The organism is Maricurvus nonylphenolicus (assembly GCF_042854845.1).
Classification (GTDB): Bacteria; Pseudomonadota; Gammaproteobacteria; order Pseudomonadales; family Cellvibrionaceae; genus Maricurvus; species Maricurvus nonylphenolicus.
In genome coordinates this window covers 390,001-407,440 of the sequence record NZ_AP031498.1, presented here as the reverse complement: position 1 = coordinate 407,440, position 17,440 = coordinate 390,001, and the positions used below count along the sequence as shown (strand labels likewise).

Genomic DNA, 17,440 nt, shown 5'->3' with positions numbered 1-17,440 from the left:
TTAACTTCAGCCACTTAATTTGCTAACTGGTCAGCCAGAATTTTTGGCGTGATGAAGATTAACAGCTCACGCTTATCTTCACTGTTAATATCTTTTCTAAATAAACGTCCCAAGTAAGGCAGATCACCCAAAAAAGGAACTTTCTCTTCTGAAGTCACCGTTTGAGTCTGAAAGATCCCCCCCAGTACAACCGTCTGACCATTCCCAACCAAAACCTGAGTTTGCAACTCAGTCACATCAATGCTTGGGATATCAGAGAAAACCTCACCAACAGAATCCTGATTCACCTTCAGCTTCATAATAATTTGATCATCAGGTGTAATCTGAGGCGTCACTTCCAACTTTAATACAGCCTCTTTAAATGAAACCGACGTGGCACCACTTGAAGAGGCCTCCAAGTAGGGAATCTCAGTGCCTGACTCAATATGAGCTATCTGTTTATCGCCAGTGATTACCTTTGGTTGAGACACTATCTCAGCATACCCATTAGTTTGCAGAGCACTCAACTCTAGACCCAACAAAATATTATCGCTAACAAAATTTAGAGCCAAAGATCCCGTCGGGCCTGCCACACCAAGGTCCACTAGAGAAGAATCAACAAGGCTGCGTTCATCGTCAGTAATTCCATCTCCATCAGAATCTATGAATAAGCCTTCCGGACCCTGCCCATCATTATTTACGATCCCTTCAAGCCTTCCGGACCCCTCCCACTTGTGGTTTCCGCCGCTAGTAGTCGTAGCGTAATCACCTGCCCAACGTACACCTAGCTCTTTCCTGAAATCAGTATTTGCTATAACTATCCTAGACTCGATCATGACTTGACGAATTGGAACATCAATATTCTTTATCAGCTCTTTAAATTCAGTAATTTTCTGCTCTGTCTCTGTCAGAACAATAGAGTTAGTACGGGGGTCAACAATAGCTGTTCCTCGCTCAGACAAAATACCTTCCGAATCTTCGCCCTCCCCCTTACTATCCTTGAATAGAGCCAAGAAGTTTTCTGCACTAGCATATCGTAGACGTATAAACTCAGTACGCAGAGGCGCCAATTCTTGCAATTGTTTCTGCGTTTCCAGCTCCTGCCTCTCACGTTCAGCGATCTCTGCCGCAGGGGCTACCATCAATACATTTCCAACTTGCCGCTTATCCAAGCCTTTTGCTTTCAATACCAGATCTAGAGCTTGATCCCAAGGCACATTCTCCAGTCGTAAAGTAATACTGCCTGTTACCGTATCACTTGCCACCAAGTTTAATTCCGTAAAGTCGGCAATCAACTGAAGGACGGAGCGCACTTCTATATTTTGAAAATTTAGGGACAGCTTCTCACCAACAAATGAGAATCTTGCCTTTTTCTCCTCTAGCTCCTGAAGGGTTAGAGGTTTAACGCTTATCACATACTCATTATCTGCTTGATAAGCCAGATAATCATAGTCACCTGCAGCGCTAATCTCTAACGTAGAATCAGCCCCATCATAATCAGCCTTAACCATACTCACAGGCGTCGCGAAGTCGATAACATCAAGGTTTCGACGCAATTGTTGTGGTAGCTGCACCCCATTGAAGTTTACAACCACACCACTAGAAACCTTTTTCACATCGATATCAACGCCAGGGTCTGACAATTCAACTATGATCTTCCCTTCACCTTGCTCGCCGCGCCTAAAATCGATATTAGCAATAGATGTACTTAAATCACTTACCGTTGATTCAACCTTATCCGCAATACTGGCAGTCTCCGTCAGGTAGCCATCAGCCTGCTTTGCACCAACCTCAATCAAATAGGCGTTACCATCTACTCGCGAAGTGTATACCGTCAATTCTTGTAGATTAAGGATCAGGCGAGTCCTGTCATTACTACTTAGGACCACCGCACTCTTAGCATTACCAAACGACAAAGGGAACTTACGCTGCGTTAGCGCATTCTCGACACTAGGAAAATCCAACACAATTCGAGCAGGCTGCTCAATAGTATAACCGGTTGGCTCGGATGGAACGCTAGAGAAATCCATACGAACCTCAAACCGCTCCCCCGGAAGTTCAGCGAACTTTACATCTTGGAGCGTATTCGCTTGAACCACCGATACCCCCAAGAGAGCAAATAGGCAGAGCACCCCCCATCGAGCCACAATCGAAGCCCACTTAAGTTGCATTTTCAACATGGTTCCTATTCCTTCTCCGCTAACTGCAGTACTTTTGGGCGCTCAACCCAACCATCAGCACCATCTGACACTATCTCTACCAACTCAATTTGTCGCTCACCCGCAACAACTATTTTACCGTGATTTTTCCCTAAAAAATTACCCTTTGTGACTCGATGGATCCCTCCAGCCCCATCATCAATGAGGGCCCACAAGACCCCATCACGCTCCAGCGTCCCCACCATTGATAAAGCCGCTAGATTAAAACCCTCAAGGTATTCTTTCTCACGGTTAAGATCTGGCTTAACATTTGACTTACGACCAGTCACGATTTGGGCGAGCTCTTTAACAGGCGGGTCAAATGGGCTCCTTAAGGTTACCGCGCCATAAGAGAAACTCTTATAAGGCTTAAACGGTGGCAGAGGGTCAATCTGACCAGCAGGTTGACTCTTGGTTTGCTCAATATACCGAGTTAAATCAGCATGATCGGCAGAACCGCCACAGCCAACAAAAGCGGTAGAGATCAATATCACTAAGATACTTTTGATTTCTATCTTCACGACTACTGCTCCTGACTTCTATACCGATAGGTTTTAGCTGTAATCGTCATATCAAGCAAACCGCCTAATTTTGCTTTATCGATTTCATAGTCATGCAATGTAACAATCCGCGGCATACCAGCTATGCCACTGACAAAATTCCCCAAATCATGGTATGAGCCTGAAACTTTCACCGATATTGGTAATTCAACATAGAATTCCGCCGTATGTTCGGGCTGTAGTTCAATACTATTGATAACTAAGCCACTTTCAGCTCCTTTCTCATCAATATCTTCGAGCAAGCCAGGAACCTCTGTATCACTGGGTAATTGAGCCACCAAAGCTCCAAAAGACTTCTCCATTTCTTCCATCTGCTCCCGATACGCTTCCAGGTTTGCAGCTTGAAAGGCCTTACTTTTGAAGGTTTGCCTTAGCGTTTGCTCTTGAGATTCTACGGACTGTAATCTTGTATTAAGATCCTTAACAAACAAGAAATAACATCCCGTAATAATGGCCAATACGATTAGAAGGCAGAAAATCACTTTACCCGCTATCGGCCACACCCCCATACGGGTCCAGTCAATATCGTTTATATCAAAGTCATTTACCTGATCAACAAAGTCCTGAAGCGCCATTTACCCCCCCTGCTCATCATTTTCCGCAGGTACTGCGGTAGTAAACGTCAACCTAAAAGAACTCGCCTGCTCCCCATAATCAGGCTCAGCCTTTACAGAACTCAAATTAGGAGAAGTAAACCACGTAGATTCATCAAGATTTCTCATAAAAGCAGAAACCCTAACATTAGACTCTGTAATACCTTGGACAGATACTTGGCTACCCTTACGATCCAAAGCCGTCAAATGAACCCCTTCAGGTACTGATCGTACGAGCTCATCAAAATAACGTACGATCAAAGGACGCTTACCCTGCAATCCCTGAATAACTTTCATACGCTCAAGTAACTCTGTTCTACGCTTTTTCAGCTCCTGAATCTCAACCACACGTTTCTCCAGGGCCTGAATTTCTATTTGCAACATTTGGTTTCGAGAGTTTTGATTAGCAATCATGCCATCAACCGCGCTAACCCAAATATAAGAAACCAAAGCCGCCAAAATCGCCACACCAACGATAATGGTTAAAAATTCCTGCTGCTTCTCTTTGCGATACTCATCGCGCCAAGGCAATAAGTTGATATTGGCCATTAGTCAAAACTCCTCATTGCCAAACCTGTGGCAATCATCAACGAGGGGGCATCATTGGCTAAGGCAGCGGCATTAACCTTAGGGGCAACAGACATATTGGCGAAGGGGTTGGCAACGGTCGCCTGGGTACCCAGCTTTTCTTCGATCAAGTTCGCCAAGCCATCCATCGCAGCAACACCGCCAGCAAGGATAATATGGTCAACGTCGTTGTATTGACTGGAGGAGAAGAAGAATTGTAGTGAGCGAGTTACCTGTTGAACCACAGCATCTTTAAATGGCTCCAAGACCTCAGAGTCGTAATCATCAGGCAAGCCACCTTGCTTTTTCGCCAATCCGGCCTCTTCCTGGGACAGACCGTAACGGCGCTGTACTTCTTCGGTCAGCTGTTTGCCACCAAACAACTGCTCGCGGGTATAAACGGTTCTACCGTCAACCAGAACACTTAATGTGGTCATGGTGGCACCAATATCAATGACTGCCACCACCTGGTCATCCTGATCTTCGAGCTGCTCGCTAATAAGTGAAAAAGCGCGCTCCATCGTGTAGGCCTCAACGTCCACCACCTTTGGAGTCAGCTCAGCCAGCTCCAATACACTTACACGCAAGTCAACATTCTCACGGCGGCAAGCGGCCAGCAAGACATCAACCTGCTCGGGATTCTCTTCTGATTCGCCCTGAACCTCGAAATCAATCGCAACTTCTTCCAGGGGGTATGGGATATATTGGTCAGCTTCCAGGGAGATCTGGGTTTCCATAGCGTCATCACTGAGCCCGGCGGGCATTTCAACCATTTTGGTGATGACCGCAGACCCAGCTACGGCAACAGCTGCCAGCTCGACCTTGCTTTTGGAATGATTAACGACCTGTTTGATTACCTCTGCCACGGCTTCAACATCGTTGATATTCTTTTCAACAACGGCATTGGGGGGCAGGGCGCGCACGGCATAGCTTTCTACACGGTAGCGGTCACCTTGCTTGCTCAAACCGAGCAATTTGACCGATGTGGAGCTGATATCTAACCCCAAAACCGGTTTCTGCTTGCGCTCTAAGAAACCTAAAATTCCCATTTTTCTATCAATTTCCGTAACTTAGGTGCTTTTCATGTTATAGCACTTTAACTTAAGCCTGCAACAACATCAGCCATATGTAAAGCCCTGAAAAGCGCTTATAATGTCGCCTCTCGACGTATTGACGCGCTAACCCATTAATTCACATAGAAAAAATGACGATTAACAAAGCCTACATTCGCCTTTTATTATGGCTCAGCCTCGCGGCAATTAGCGGTGGTTTAGCGCTTTTTTCCGGACTCTATCTTTACCTTAGTCCCAAACTTCCCGCAGTGGAAACTTTGCGGCAAGTAAAGCTGCAGACCCCACTGCGCGTATACTCCAGCGACGGAGTGCTAATTGGCGAGTTCGGCGAAAAGCGCCGTACCCCAATTGCCTATGAAGAAGCACCTGAACCGTTCGTTCAAGCCATACTTGCGGCTGAGGACGACCGATTCTACTCGCATCACGGCGTTGATATTAAAGGACTTTTGCGAGCTGCCTCACAATTATTGCAATCCGGTCACATTCAAACCGGGGGCAGCACCATCACCATGCAGGTGGCGCGTAACTTTTTCTTAACCCGCAAACAGACCTTCACCCGTAAGTTCAACGAAATCCTTCTTGCACTGCAAATTGAACGCGAGCTCAGTAAAGAGGAAATCCTTGAGCTCTATATGAATAAAATCTACCTGGGTAACCGCGCCTACGGCATCCAGGCTGCAGCTCAAGCCTACTACGGCAAAAACATTAATGAGCTGAACCTTGCCCAATTGGCCATGATCGCCGGATTACCAAAGGCTCCCTCTGCCTACAACCCGATTGCCAATCCATCTCGCGCCATGATCCGCCGCAACTGGATTTTGGGCCGCATGCTGGAGTTGGAATACATTGATAACCTCACCTATCAAGAAGCCTTGAAAGAACCAGTAACAGCAAGTTACCACGGCTCCGGCCTGGGACTGGACGCTCCCTATATCGCGGAAATGGCACGCAAGAAAACCGTTGACCTGTTTGGCGAAGCGGCCTACACAGACGGCTATCAGGTTTACACCACTGTCAGTAGCGAACTGCAGTCCAGCGCCCAACAAGCGGTAATTAAGGGCTTACTAACATACGATAATCGCCACGGTTATCGCGGCCCAGAAACCAGCCTGCCTATTATTGACGCACCAACAGCCTCAGCGGAATTCGAGGCAACTAATACCATCGATGAGCAAGCACAGGCTGAAGCAACTGAGGCAACAGTTTTTTCCACAGAGCAACTTGAAGCTTGGCAAACCGCTCTTAAAAGTATGCCAACCTATGCGAGCTTACGCGCGGCTGTTGTAACTATGGCGCAGGGCCAAGAGCTGCAGGTAATGACCGCTTACGGCCAGCTGATCAACATAGACTGGAACAACGGCCCATCAAACGCCAAACCCTATATCAGTGAAAACCGCGTTGGCAGAGCACCAAAAGCCACCGAAGACTTCCTCTCAGCAGGTGATGTTGTTCGCATCTCTGAGAAATCCCCGGACAACTGGCAACTTGCTCAAATTCCCTCCGCGCAAGCAGCCCTTGTGGCACTTAATCCTGACGACGGAGGCATTCAGGCGCTTGTAGGCGGGCTGGATTTCCGCCAAAGCCACTTTAATCGCGCTACCCAGGCCGAGCGTCAACCAGGCTCCAACTTCAAGCCGTTTATTTATACCGCAGCCCTGGAAAACGGCCTGACGCCAGCCACCGTCATTAACGATGCACCTATTGTCTTTGACGATGCCAGCCTGGAAAGCACCTGGCGACCAGAGAATGCCAGTGGCAAATTCTTTGGTCCTACTCGCTTGCGCCAAGCCCTGTTTAAATCCCGCAACCTGGTATCGATTCGCGTACTGAGAACAATCGGTACAGGCAATGCAATCACAGGCATGTCACGCTTCGGCTTTAATGAGGAAACCCTGCCTCACGACTTGTCCCTGGCCCTTGGTAGCCATGGAGTGCCGCCATTGCAAATCGCAACGGCCTATGCAGTATTTGCCAATGGCGGCTATCAGGTTGAACCCTATTTAATTGACCAAATTACCGATGCAGAAGGTCAAACGCTCTACCAGGCATTACCGCTAACAGTCTGCCGGGAATGTGAAAACCAGGAAAGCGATCTCGCCACTGCAGACAATGACACAACTATAGAGCAACCAGAGCTATCCGCAGAGCAAGAGCTGCAGTCACTGATCGATCAGGAAGACAGCTTTGTTGAAGCCGCTCCAGAGCCTGGCATAGAAGAAGAGCCGCTCTCATCAGACCTGGAGACCTCTGAGCCTCTTCAACCTCAGCGTCCTATTGCGCCAAAAGTACTCGATGCCAAGGTTGCCTACATCATCGACAATATGCTGCGCGACGTCATTAAAAAGGGCACCGGCCGCCGCGCACAGGTACTGGGCCGAAGCGATCTGGCAGGCAAAACAGGCACCACCAATGGCCCCAAGGATGCCTGGTTCTCAGGCTATAACGGCCATATGGTCGCAACCACCTGGCTCGGTTTTGACCAGAACCTGCCACTGGGCAGAGGTGAATATGGCGGCTCAGCAGCACTGCCTATCTGGATCGATTTTATGCGTACAGCCCTCGATGGCATACCTGAAACCGTCCGCGAGCAACCAGATGGTCTAATTACCGTGCGCATAGATCCCGAGACGGGTCTACGTGCCCGTCCAGATAACCCCGACGCCATCTTTGAAATTTTCCGTACAGAGAATGCTCCCACCCTGGAAGACGACAACTCTGACACCCCTGCGGTCTACACTGAAGAAGAATCTCTACCCGATGAACTCTTCTAAAACTTAGCTAGCAATAAAACCCAATAAAAAGCCCGACAACCTGTCGGGCTTTTTATTGTCTGAGCAAACCTACCATCGCAACCTATACGGTGAAGCTACAGTAAAATCTCGATATCACTCACTGGCCCCAAAGGCGGAATTCACTAACCTGTAAGAGTCGCACGAAACGTCGTGCGGCCCGCAGATAAAGAAAAAGCCCGACATTGCTGTCGAGCTTTTTGTATGGTGCCCAGGGCGGGACTTGATAACCTGTAAGAGTCGCACGAAACCCTCGTGCGGGCCGTAGATAAAGAAAAAGCCTGACATTGCTTTCGAGCTTTTTAATATGGTGCCCAGGGCGGGACTCGATAACCTGTAAGAGTCGCACGAAACGTCGTGCGACTCGCAGATAAAGAAAAAGCCCGACATTACTGTCGAGCTTTTTGTATGGTGCCCAGGGCGGGACTCGATAACCTGTAAGAGTCGCACGAAACGTCGTGCAGCCCGCAGATAAAGAAAAAGCCCGACATTGCTGTCGAGCTTTTTGTATGGTGCCCAGGGCGGGACTTGAACCCGCACGACCGAAGTCACTACCCCCTCAAGATAGCGTGTCTACCAATTCCACCACCTGGGCTAAAACTTTAATTGCCTATCGGCTTATTTTGACTCGGAAGCCTCATCAATAACAGGCAAGTCACCAGCAGACTCTGACACCTCATCTGCAATCGGCAGGTCAGAAGCTTGCTCTTCAACCAAAGCAGGAATATCAGCCTGCTCGGCGGCAACCGGGATGCCCGCATCTGCGGAAATCTCAGACTGCTGCTTGGCAACTATTGCCAAACCAAAGCTGGTCGCAAAAAACAAAGCCGCCAGTATTGCCGTGGCACGGGTAAAGAAGTTGCCGCCACCCTGGCTACCAAATACGGTTTGAGACGCTCCGGCACCGAAAGAGGCGCCCATTTCGGCACCTTTACCCTGTTGCAGCAGGATCAGGCCGATAATGGCCAGTGCCGTTAGTACATGAAATACTAAAATCAGTTTTTCCATAGGTTTTCACCTTACTATCGCCAAGCACACAAAGCCCTTGGCTCTCATCTAATCTTTTGCTGCGTTATTCAGCAGCCCGGCATATAGCCAGAAAATCTTCAGCTACCAGCGATGCACCACCAACCAGCGCACCATCAATATCAGCCTGAGAAAACAGCTCTTCTGCATTACCCGGCTTCACACTGCCGCCATACAGAATACGTACAGCACCACCCAGCTCACCGAGTTGCTCGCGAATAAAGTGGTGAACTTCCTGCGCTTGCTCAGGGCTGGCGGTACGGCCAGTACCAATGGCCCATACAGGCTCGTAGGCAATCACTGCAGAGCTCATACTGTCACGGCCAACATGGTCAACAACCGCTTTTAATTGCTCACCAATAACTAACAGGGCTTCGCCGCTGTCACGCTGGGCCAAGGTTTCTCCAACACAAAGAATTGGGGCCAGCCCGGCTTTCTGGGCCGCAACAAACTTTTCGGCAACCAGTTGGTCAGTTTCTGCGTGGTATTCACGGCGCTCTGAATGACCAATAATGGCATAGCGGCAGTCAAACTCAGCCAGCATAGCCCCGGAGATCTCACCGGTATAAGCACCTTGCTCATGGACACTGATGTCCTGAGCGCCAACACCCACATTGCTCTCAGCCAGGCTATCAGCCAACTGCGGCAAATAAATATAAGGGGCACACATCGCCACTTCAGCCTGATGAACACCCTGCCAGGAAGCCAAAAAATCAGCTACCAAGCCGGCGTTTGCTGACTTGCTACCATTCATCTTCCAGTTTGCTACCACGAGAGGGCGACGCATGTACTTCCAGACCTTGTTATTCAGACTTTTCGAGGCGCTTGCCTGAGCTTCTGCTTATACCAACATGCAGGGCCTGCCTGCACGTCAAAACGGGCGCCAATGGTAGCGAAGAACCACTTAGGTTACAACGCCCGACGCCAATAATTTGCTCACCTGGGAGACTTCGATCAACCTAGGCAGAGACAGCAGCCTCTACCACTTCCGATAGCTCTTCAGCCAAGCGATTGACCAAGGGAAGATCCTCTCCTTCCACCATCACCCGCACTACCGGCTCGGTACCAGACGGTCTTAACAGCACACGACCGCGGCCATCCAATTCCTGCTCGGCAGATTGCACTGCTTCCTGAATACTACTATCTGCATCCAGATCTATACGCTGCTGCAAGCGCACATTGATCATGGTTTGTGGCAACTTGCGCATACCCTGCTTAAGCTCGTGTAAACGAGTATCTGCAGTAACCAGCGCCAGCATAACCTGCAGGGCTGAAATAATGCCGTCACCAGTAGTTGTCACATCACTGCATACAATATGGCCGGAATTTTCGCCGCCCAGGGTCCAGCCATTATTACGCATGGCTTCTATCACATAGCGATCACCCACTTTGGCACGAGCAAAGGGAATACCCAGCTTCTCAAGCGCCATTTCAAAGCCGAAGTTGCTCATCAGTGTTCCTGCAACACCATTACAACCACCACCAAACTCCTTGCGATAGGAGGCTATGATGTAGAGAATTTCGTCGCCATCAACCAATTCGCCCTGATGATCAACAAAGATCAGCCGGTCACCGTCGCCATCGAAGGCAATCCCCAGATCCGCGCCTGTCTCCAAAACACGAGCCTGCAGTTTACCCGGTTTAGTAGAACCACAATCGCGATTGATATTTTCGCCATCAGGCTCAGCAGCCATGACATCGACAGTCGCCCCCAGTTCACGAAAGACTTCGGGGGCAATATGGTAGGTAGCGCCATTAGCGCAATCGAGCACAATGTTTATGCCCTTCAAGCTAAAGCCCCACGGCATAGTCCCCTTGCAGAACTCGATATAGCGACCAGCTGCATCTTCAATACGACGTGCTTTACCCAGTACTTCAGCGGTCACCATCGGCTTTTCCAGCTCTGCCTCAATGGCCAGTTCAATATCATCAGGCAACTTTGTACCCGTCGAGCTAAAGAACTTAATACCGTTATCGTAGTAAGGGTTGTGGGAGGCACTAATCACAATGCCAGCTTGAGCCTGAAAAGTGCGCGTCAGGTAAGCAATAGCGGGGGTAGGCATGGGGCCCAACAAACCAACATCTACGCCAGCATTTATGAGGCCAGCCTGCAATGCAGACTCAAACATATAACCTGAGGTGCGCGTATCTTTACCAATCAAAATCAGCTTTGGGCCGTCAAAGCGATCAGCCAATACACGACCAGCAGCCCAACCCAAGCGCAACACAAAATCAGGGGTGATAGGCGCTTCACCTACTCGCCCACGAATCCCATCGGTACCAAAAAACTTGCGTGACATACCTCTTCACTCCTTCACCGCTTGCTACGGTTTTCTTCTTATAGACTTATATTCTATTTTATTGAAACTGACTCAAACAGCTGCATCGACGGCAGCCATCATACTCAGGACATCCTGAGTTTCTCTCACATCGTGAACACGAATGATGGAAGCCCCCTGTTGCACGGCCAACATAGCCAATGCCAAGCTACCCGGTAAACGCTCATCCACAGAGCGCCCCAGTAAATGATCGATCATCGATTTTCGAGATAACCCAGCCAGAATTGGGCAACCTAACGCCAGTAATTCTCGCTGATGGTGTAACAGCTGTAGATTATGCCGTAGTAATTTACCAAAGCCATAACCCGGATCAATTATAATTTGATCTCTTTCAATACCGGCGCTAACAGCAGCCTCAATGCGGCGCTGTAGAAAGCCTTTAATATCAACAACAATATTTTCATACTGCGGGTTTTGCTGCATGGTGCCAGGCTGCCCCAGCATATGCATCAAGCATACAGGTAAGCCTGTTTGAGCCGCAGCAGCCAGGGCACCGTCCTTTTGCAGGGCCCGTACATCATTGATCAATCCCGCGCCTACATCAGCCCCCGCCATCATCACTTCCGGGCTACTGGTGTCGACAGACACAACCACATCAAAGTTGGCTTTAATAGCTTCTACAACAGGGACAACACGATCAAGTTCTTGCTGCAGGGTTACTGGCAGGGCACCAGGTCGGGTTGACTCACCACCGACATCTATTATATCCGCACCGGCCTCAATCATTGCCTCGGCCTTTTTTAGGGCCGAATCCAGCACAAACTGACCCGACTCAAAGTGTTGGCCACCATCAGAAAAAGAATCAGGAGTAGCATTCAAGATGCCCATGACTTTCGGAGAACTTAAATCCAGCTGCTGTTTACCACATTGAAGATTCATAGAGCATTACTAAGCGGTGAAAAACAAAAAAGGGCAGGCCCAAAGGTCTGCCCTTAATTACGACGGTGATTAATACCGACTAGTGGTCCTTGGCGGGACCACCAATTGAGCCGGATTCTTTATCATCCTTCTCATCATCTTTTTTCTTGCTGATATGACTGTTGAAATCACTGTCATGCCAGTCACGAGGCGGACGCACTTTTTTACGTGCCATCAAATCATCCACCTGCTCTGCATCGATGGTTTCATACTCCATCAGCGCATCTTTCATCGCTTCCAGAATATCGCGATTCTCATGCAGGATGGTTTCAGCACGTTTATAGCAATCATCAACAATGCGACGTACTTCCTCATCAATAATTTTTGATGTCGCACCGGAGTAATTAGGAGTGCCAGTGCCCGGATAAGCACCTTCGTCTTCACCATAGTTAAGCGGGCCCAGTTTTTCAGACAAGCCCCACTTGGTGACCATACTGCGAGCCAAATCGGTAGCACGTTCAATATCGTTTTGAGCCCCAGTAGTAACTCCGTCAAAACCAAGGGTCATCTCTTCAGCGATACGACCACCGAACAGAGTACACAACTGCGACTCAACGGCACGCTTGCTCAAGCTGTACTTGTCATCTTCCGGCAGGAATTGGGTAACACCCAGCGCACGGCCACGAGGAATAATAGTCACCTTATGCACAGGGTCATGCTCAGGTACCAAACGGCCAATAATGGCGTGACCGGCTTCATGGTAAGCGGTGTTTTCTTTTTCCTTCTCGCTCATCACCATGGACTTGCGCTCAGCGCCCATCATGATCTTGTCACGGGCTTTTTCAAACTCTTCCATAGTCACAACACGCTTGTTAGAGCGTGCAGCAAACAGGGCCGCTTCATTAACCAGGTTGGCCAGATCTGCACCGGAGAAACCCGGGGTACCGCGAGCAATCACAGAGGCCTTAACTTTGTCATCCAAAGGGACTTTACGCATATGCACTTTCAGCACCTGCTCACGACCGCGAATATCCGGTAAACCAACCACAACCTGACGGTCGAAACGACCAGGACGCAGCAACGCCTTATCCAGTACATCAGGGCGGTTAGTGGCAGCAATAACAATAATGCCCTCATTACCTTCAAAGCCATCCATTTCAACCAGCAGCTGGTTCAAGGTTTGCTCACGCTCGTCGTGACCACCGCCGTGACCACCGCCGCGGTGACGACCTACCGCATCAATCTCATCAATAAAGATAATGCAGGGGGATTGTTTCTTGGCCTGATCAAACATATCGCGAACACGGGAAGCACCGACACCCACAAACATTTCAACAAAGTCAGAACCGGAGATAGAGAAGAATGGCACCTTGGCCTCACCGGCAATAGCTTTTGCCAGCAGGGTTTTACCGGTACCCGGAGGGCCCGCCATCAGAACACCACGAGGAATCACACCGCCTAGACGCTGGAATCGCGAAGGGTCACGTAGGAATTCCACCAGCTCCTGTACGTCTTCTTTTGCCTCGTCCACACCAGCCACGTCGGCGAAGGTGGTTTTAATCTGGTCTTCACCCAGCAGGCGCGCCTTGCTCTTGCCAAAGCTCATGGGGCCGCCTTTACCACCGGCACCGCCCTGCATCTGGCGCATAAAGAACATAAATACCACGATAATCAGCAGAATTGGGAAGCTGGCAACCAGCAGTTGCTGCCACAGACTCGCCTGCTCAGGCTTTTTACCAATAACGACCACACCGTGATTCAGCAGGTCATCCATCAGTTTGGCATCATCCAGCATTGGGCGGATGGTTTCGAAACGGGTGCTGTCTTCACGAACACCACGAATCATCAGGCCATCGATGGTCACTTCACTGACGCGATCAGCCTGTACTTCCTTGATAAAGGCAGAATAGGTCAAATTATCCTGTGTCGTCTGCGGACTGAAGTTCTGGAACACCGCCAGCAGTACCGCAGCAATAATCAGCCACAGGATTAAATTCTTCGCCATATCATTCAAAGGGATACCCTCATATCACTCGGTTATAAGCGCCATGTCCACACTGTGATTTAGTCAGTACTGACAAAGCGTTCGGCATGCATACCTGATGTTAAGATCAAAATCGCACCAGGACATCACTGTATAAGTATAGGCATTAAGCCGCAGGCGGCCTTTCCTGACCTACTTTACCCCTTAAAGCCCTTGGCAACCAGATAAACCTCACGAGACCTGTCCCTGGAGGCATCCGGCTTACGCGTGACCACTTTGTTAAAATGGTCACGCGCATCTTGCATTAATTCTTCAAATCCCTCGCCATGGAACAGCTTGGCGACAAAGTTACCGCCCTTATGGAGTACCGTTTTGGCCATATCCAGGGCAAGTTCGTTCAGATACATGGACTTGGGCTGATCAATGTCAGCCATACCACTCATATTGGGGGCCATATCGGAAATTACAAGGTCTGCCTTGGCCTCACCCAGTAAGTCCAGGATCTCATTCAGCACAGATTCTTCGGTGAAATCACCCTGGACAAATTCAACATCAGCAATGGAGTCCATCGGCAATATATCTGAAGCCACAACTCTGCCTTTATCACCAATCCGACGCGCAGCCACCTGGGACCATCCACCTGGGGCAGCCCCCAGATCAACAACGGTCATACCGGGTTTAAACAGTTTGTCTTTCTCATCGAGCTCAATCAGCTTATAACTGGCCCGGGACCGGTAACCGTCCTGCTGGGATTGCTTAACGTACTTGTCGTTGAAATGTTCGTGCAGCCAACGGCCGCTGCTTTTCGATCTGGCCATAAATCTCGAGGCAATTGTGCCGGACTGCCATCAGTCCGCCGGGAAGGTGTTACAATACAGGTTTTAGTCCTGACAGTTATTGAGACATTGTATGCCTTTAAGCGCCGACCGTAAAAAACAATATCGCTCTCTGGGTCATAATTTGAACCCTATCGTTACTATTGCCGGCAAAGGCCTGAGCGAGAATGTTATCGCAGAGCTGAATCGAGCCCTAGACGATCACGAGTTAATTAAAGTAAAGCTGATGGTGGCAGACCGTGACCTGCGCAAACAGGTAGTAAAAGAAATGTGTAAGGAGGCTCGTGCGGAGATCGTTCAGGAGATTGGCAAGGTTGCCTTAATTTTCCGTGAGGCGAAGCAGCCAAATCCTAAGCTCTCCAACATTCGTTAATATCCTTAACAAATTTCCAATTACGAAAGGTGGAGCTTGTAATGAGCTTCACCTTTTTTTGTGCCTGCAATTCTTATTATATGCGTTTTAAATGGGGTCTGACCCGCAGGGTCAGACCCCGCCATTACCATTTCTTTCGGGCAAAGAAAAAGCCCGTTAGGATAACCTAACGGGCTTTTAAATTAAGAGGCTGACGATGACCTACTCTCACATGGGGAAGCCCCACACTACCATCGGCGCTAAATCGTTTCACTACTGAGTTCGGGATGGGATCAGGTGGTTCCAATTCGCTATGGTCGTCAGCCAAACTGGTTTGGATTGGGTTGTAGTCTTATGGCTTATCTGAAGCCTGCTATTGCCAAGTCCAAATAGGGTGGCGGATTGTAAAGTTTTTGTTCGTAAATTATCTACTGCTGTCTTCTGTATTTCAGACTGTGCATATCTTTCTTTGACTTACCTATCCGGATCGCGTTGATGTCGTTTCTCTTTTAACAAGAGTACATCAATCGATTCAGTTATATGGTCAAGCCTCACGGGCAATTAGTACTGGTTAGCTCAACGCCTCACAACGCTTCCACACCCAGCCTATCAACGTCGTAGTCTTCAACGGCCCTTTAGAGGACTTAAAGTCCTAGGGAAAACTCATCTTGAAGGAGGCTTCCCGCTTAGATGCTTTCAGCGGTTATCCCGTCCGAACGTAGCTACCGGGCAATGCGATTGGCATCACAACCCGAACACCAGTGGTTCGTCCACTCCGGTCCTCTCGTACTAGGAGCAGCTCTTCTCAATTTTCCAACGCCCACGGCAGATAGGGACCGAACTGTCTCACGACGTTCTAAACCCAGCTCGCGTACCACTTTAAATGGCGAACAGCCATACCCTTGGGACCGGCTTCAGCCCCAGGATGTGATGAGCCGACATCGAGGTGCCAAACACCGCCGTCGATGTGAACTCTTGGGCGGTATCAGCCTGTTATCCCCGGAGTACCTTTTATCCGTTGAGCGACGGCCCTTCCATACAGAACCGCCGGATCACTATGACCTACTTTCGTACCTGCTCGACTTGTCAGTCTCGCAGTCAAGCACCCTTATGCCATTGCACTCATTGCATGATTTCCGACCATGCTGAGGGTACCTTCGTGCTCCTCCGTTACTCTTTGGGAGGAGACCGCCCCAGTCAAACTACCCACCATACACTGTCCTCGATCCGGATAACGGACCTGAGTTAGAACCCCAAACATACCAGGCTGGTATTTCAAGGACGGCTCCACGCTAACTGGCGTTAACGCTTCAAAGCCTCCCAGCTATCCTACACAAATAGGCTCAGAGTTCAGTGCAAAGCTGTAGTAAAGGTTCACGGGGTCTTTCCGTCTAGCCGCGGGAACACGGCATCTTAACCGCGATTTCAATTTCACTGAGTCTCGGGTGGAGACAGCGTGGCCATCATTACGCCATTCGTGCAGGTCGGAACTTACCCGACAAGGAATTTCGCTACCTTAGGACCGTTATAGTTACGGCCGCCGTTTACCGGGGCTTCGATCAAGAGCTTCGCTAATGCTAACCCCATCAATTAACCTTCCGGCACCGGGCAGGCGTCACACCCTATACGTCCACTTACGTGTTTGCAGAGTGCTATGTTTTTAATAAACAGTTGCAGCCACCTGGTCACTTCGACCGACCTCAGCTTACGGAGCAAGTCCGATCACCAAAGCCGGCGTACCTTCTCCCGAAGTTACGGTACCATTTTGCCTAGTTCCTTCACCCGAGTTCTCTCAAGCGCCTTGGTATTCTCTACCTGATCACCTGTGTCGGTTTGGGGTACGGTTCTACATTACCTGAAGCTTAGAAGCTTTTCTTGGAAGCATGGCATCAACCACTTCACTAACCGAAGTTAGCTTCGTCGTAACGTCTCAGCCTTAAGGACCCGGATTTGCCTAAGTCCTCAGCCTACGCGCTTAAACACGGACAACCAACGCCGTGCTGGCCTAGCCTACTCCGTCCCTCCATCGCAGTAATGTAAAGTGCAGGAATATTAACCTGCTTCCCATCGACTACGCATTTCTGCCTCGCCTTAGGGGCCGACTAACCCTGTCCCGATTAGCGTTGGACAGGAAACCTTGATCTTCCGGCGGGGATGTTTTTCACACCCCTTATCGTTACTCATGTCAGCATTCGCACTTCTGATACCTCCAGCAAACCTCACAGTTCACCTTCAGCGGCTTACAGAACGCTCCCCTACCATGCTTAAAAGCATCCGCAGCTTCGG

At 49.4% G+C, this 17,440-nt stretch carries 13 protein-coding genes, 1 tRNA gene and 2 rRNA genes (1 of these 16 cut by a window edge); 2 read left to right on the top strand and 14 right to left on the bottom strand.

The genetic code is table 11. From position 1 onward, the window contains the following. Positions 1-14 precede the first annotated feature (14 nt). From pilQ to ACGHZ6_RS01835, 5 genes are read right to left on the bottom strand one after another with little or no spacing between them, the layout of a single operon-like run. Positions 15-2,159 carry a type IV pilus secretin PilQ gene (gene pilQ, locus ACGHZ6_RS01855; protein WP_390617083.1) on the bottom strand — a complete coding sequence of 715 codons (2,145 nt, stop codon included), beginning with the start codon at positions 2,157-2,159 and terminating at the stop codon, positions 15-17. 5 nt (positions 2,160-2,164) lie between these two features. Next, positions 2,165-2,698 (bottom strand): pilus assembly protein PilP, encoded by a 534-nt coding sequence (locus ACGHZ6_RS01850; RefSeq protein WP_390617082.1) that lies wholly within the window; start codon positions 2,696-2,698, stop codon positions 2,165-2,167. 2 nt (positions 2,699-2,700) lie between these two features. Then, positions 2,701-3,312, bottom strand: a complete 612-nt coding sequence (locus tag ACGHZ6_RS01845; RefSeq protein ID WP_390617081.1) for a type 4a pilus biogenesis protein PilO — start codon at positions 3,310-3,312, stop codon at positions 2,701-2,703. Further along, positions 3,313-3,879, bottom strand: coding sequence for a PilN domain-containing protein (locus ACGHZ6_RS01840; RefSeq protein WP_390617080.1), 567 nt, complete (start codon positions 3,877-3,879; stop codon positions 3,313-3,315). Then, on the bottom strand, positions 3,879-4,946 hold the full coding sequence (locus ACGHZ6_RS01835) for a pilus assembly protein PilM (protein WP_390617079.1): 1,068 nt from the start codon (positions 4,944-4,946) through the stop codon (positions 3,879-3,881). The genes ACGHZ6_RS01840 and ACGHZ6_RS01835 overlap by 1 nt, the downstream gene beginning before the upstream one ends. Before the next feature lie 272 nt (positions 4,947-5,218). Between ACGHZ6_RS01835 and ACGHZ6_RS01830 the strand changes: the two genes are divergently transcribed. After that, the gene (locus tag ACGHZ6_RS01830; RefSeq protein ID WP_390619137.1) at positions 5,219-7,741 is read left to right on the top strand and encodes a penicillin-binding protein 1A; all 2,523 of its coding nucleotides are present in this window, start codon (positions 5,219-5,221) and stop codon (positions 7,739-7,741) included. A gap of 528 nt (positions 7,742-8,269) precedes the next feature. Here the strand turns inward: ACGHZ6_RS01830 and ACGHZ6_RS01825 are convergent. The 7 genes from ACGHZ6_RS01825 to rlmE form a co-directional block, all read right to left on the bottom strand. Further along, positions 8,270-8,354: transfer RNA gene (locus ACGHZ6_RS01825), tRNA-Leu, on the bottom strand. A 23-nt stretch (positions 8,355-8,377) separates the two neighbouring features. Further along, positions 8,378-8,767 carry a preprotein translocase subunit SecG gene (gene secG, locus ACGHZ6_RS01820; RefSeq protein ID WP_390617078.1) on the bottom strand — a complete coding sequence of 130 codons (390 nt, stop codon included), beginning with the start codon at positions 8,765-8,767 and terminating at the stop codon, positions 8,378-8,380. A gap of 64 nt (positions 8,768-8,831) precedes the next feature. Next, positions 8,832-9,572 (bottom strand): triose-phosphate isomerase, encoded by a 741-nt coding sequence (gene tpiA / locus ACGHZ6_RS01815; protein ID WP_390617077.1) that lies wholly within the window; start codon positions 9,570-9,572, stop codon positions 8,832-8,834. Between the two features lie 172 nt (positions 9,573-9,744). Then, positions 9,745-11,085, bottom strand: coding sequence for a phosphoglucosamine mutase (glmM, locus tag ACGHZ6_RS01810; protein WP_390617076.1), 1,341 nt, complete (start codon positions 11,083-11,085; stop codon positions 9,745-9,747). Positions 11,086-11,157: 72 nt separating this feature from the next. Further along, the gene (gene folP / locus ACGHZ6_RS01805; RefSeq protein WP_390617075.1) at positions 11,158-12,003 is read right to left on the bottom strand and encodes a dihydropteroate synthase; all 846 of its coding nucleotides are present in this window, start codon (positions 12,001-12,003) and stop codon (positions 11,158-11,160) included. Between the two features lie 79 nt (positions 12,004-12,082). Further along, entirely contained in the window at positions 12,083-13,987 is a 1,905-nt protein-coding gene (ftsH, locus tag ACGHZ6_RS01800; protein ID WP_390617074.1) for an ATP-dependent zinc metalloprotease FtsH, read from the bottom strand. A gap of 176 nt (positions 13,988-14,163) precedes the next feature. Beyond that, the gene (rlmE, locus tag ACGHZ6_RS01795) at positions 14,164-14,784 is read right to left on the bottom strand and encodes a 23S rRNA (uridine(2552)-2'-O)-methyltransferase RlmE (RefSeq protein ID WP_390617073.1); all 621 of its coding nucleotides are present in this window, start codon (positions 14,782-14,784) and stop codon (positions 14,164-14,166) included. A 91-nt stretch (positions 14,785-14,875) separates the two neighbouring features. Between rlmE and yhbY the strand changes: the two genes are divergently transcribed. Continuing rightward, entirely contained in the window at positions 14,876-15,175 is a 300-nt protein-coding gene (gene yhbY / locus ACGHZ6_RS01790; RefSeq protein WP_390617072.1) for a ribosome assembly RNA-binding protein YhbY, read from the top strand. Between the two features lie 188 nt (positions 15,176-15,363). Here the strand turns inward: yhbY and rrf are convergent. Then, positions 15,364-15,479: ribosomal RNA gene (gene rrf / locus ACGHZ6_RS01785) — 5S ribosomal RNA — on the bottom strand. A 215-nt stretch (positions 15,480-15,694) separates the two neighbouring features. After that, positions 15,695-17,440: ribosomal RNA gene (locus ACGHZ6_RS01780) — 23S ribosomal RNA — on the bottom strand; it runs 1,135 nt beyond the window's last position.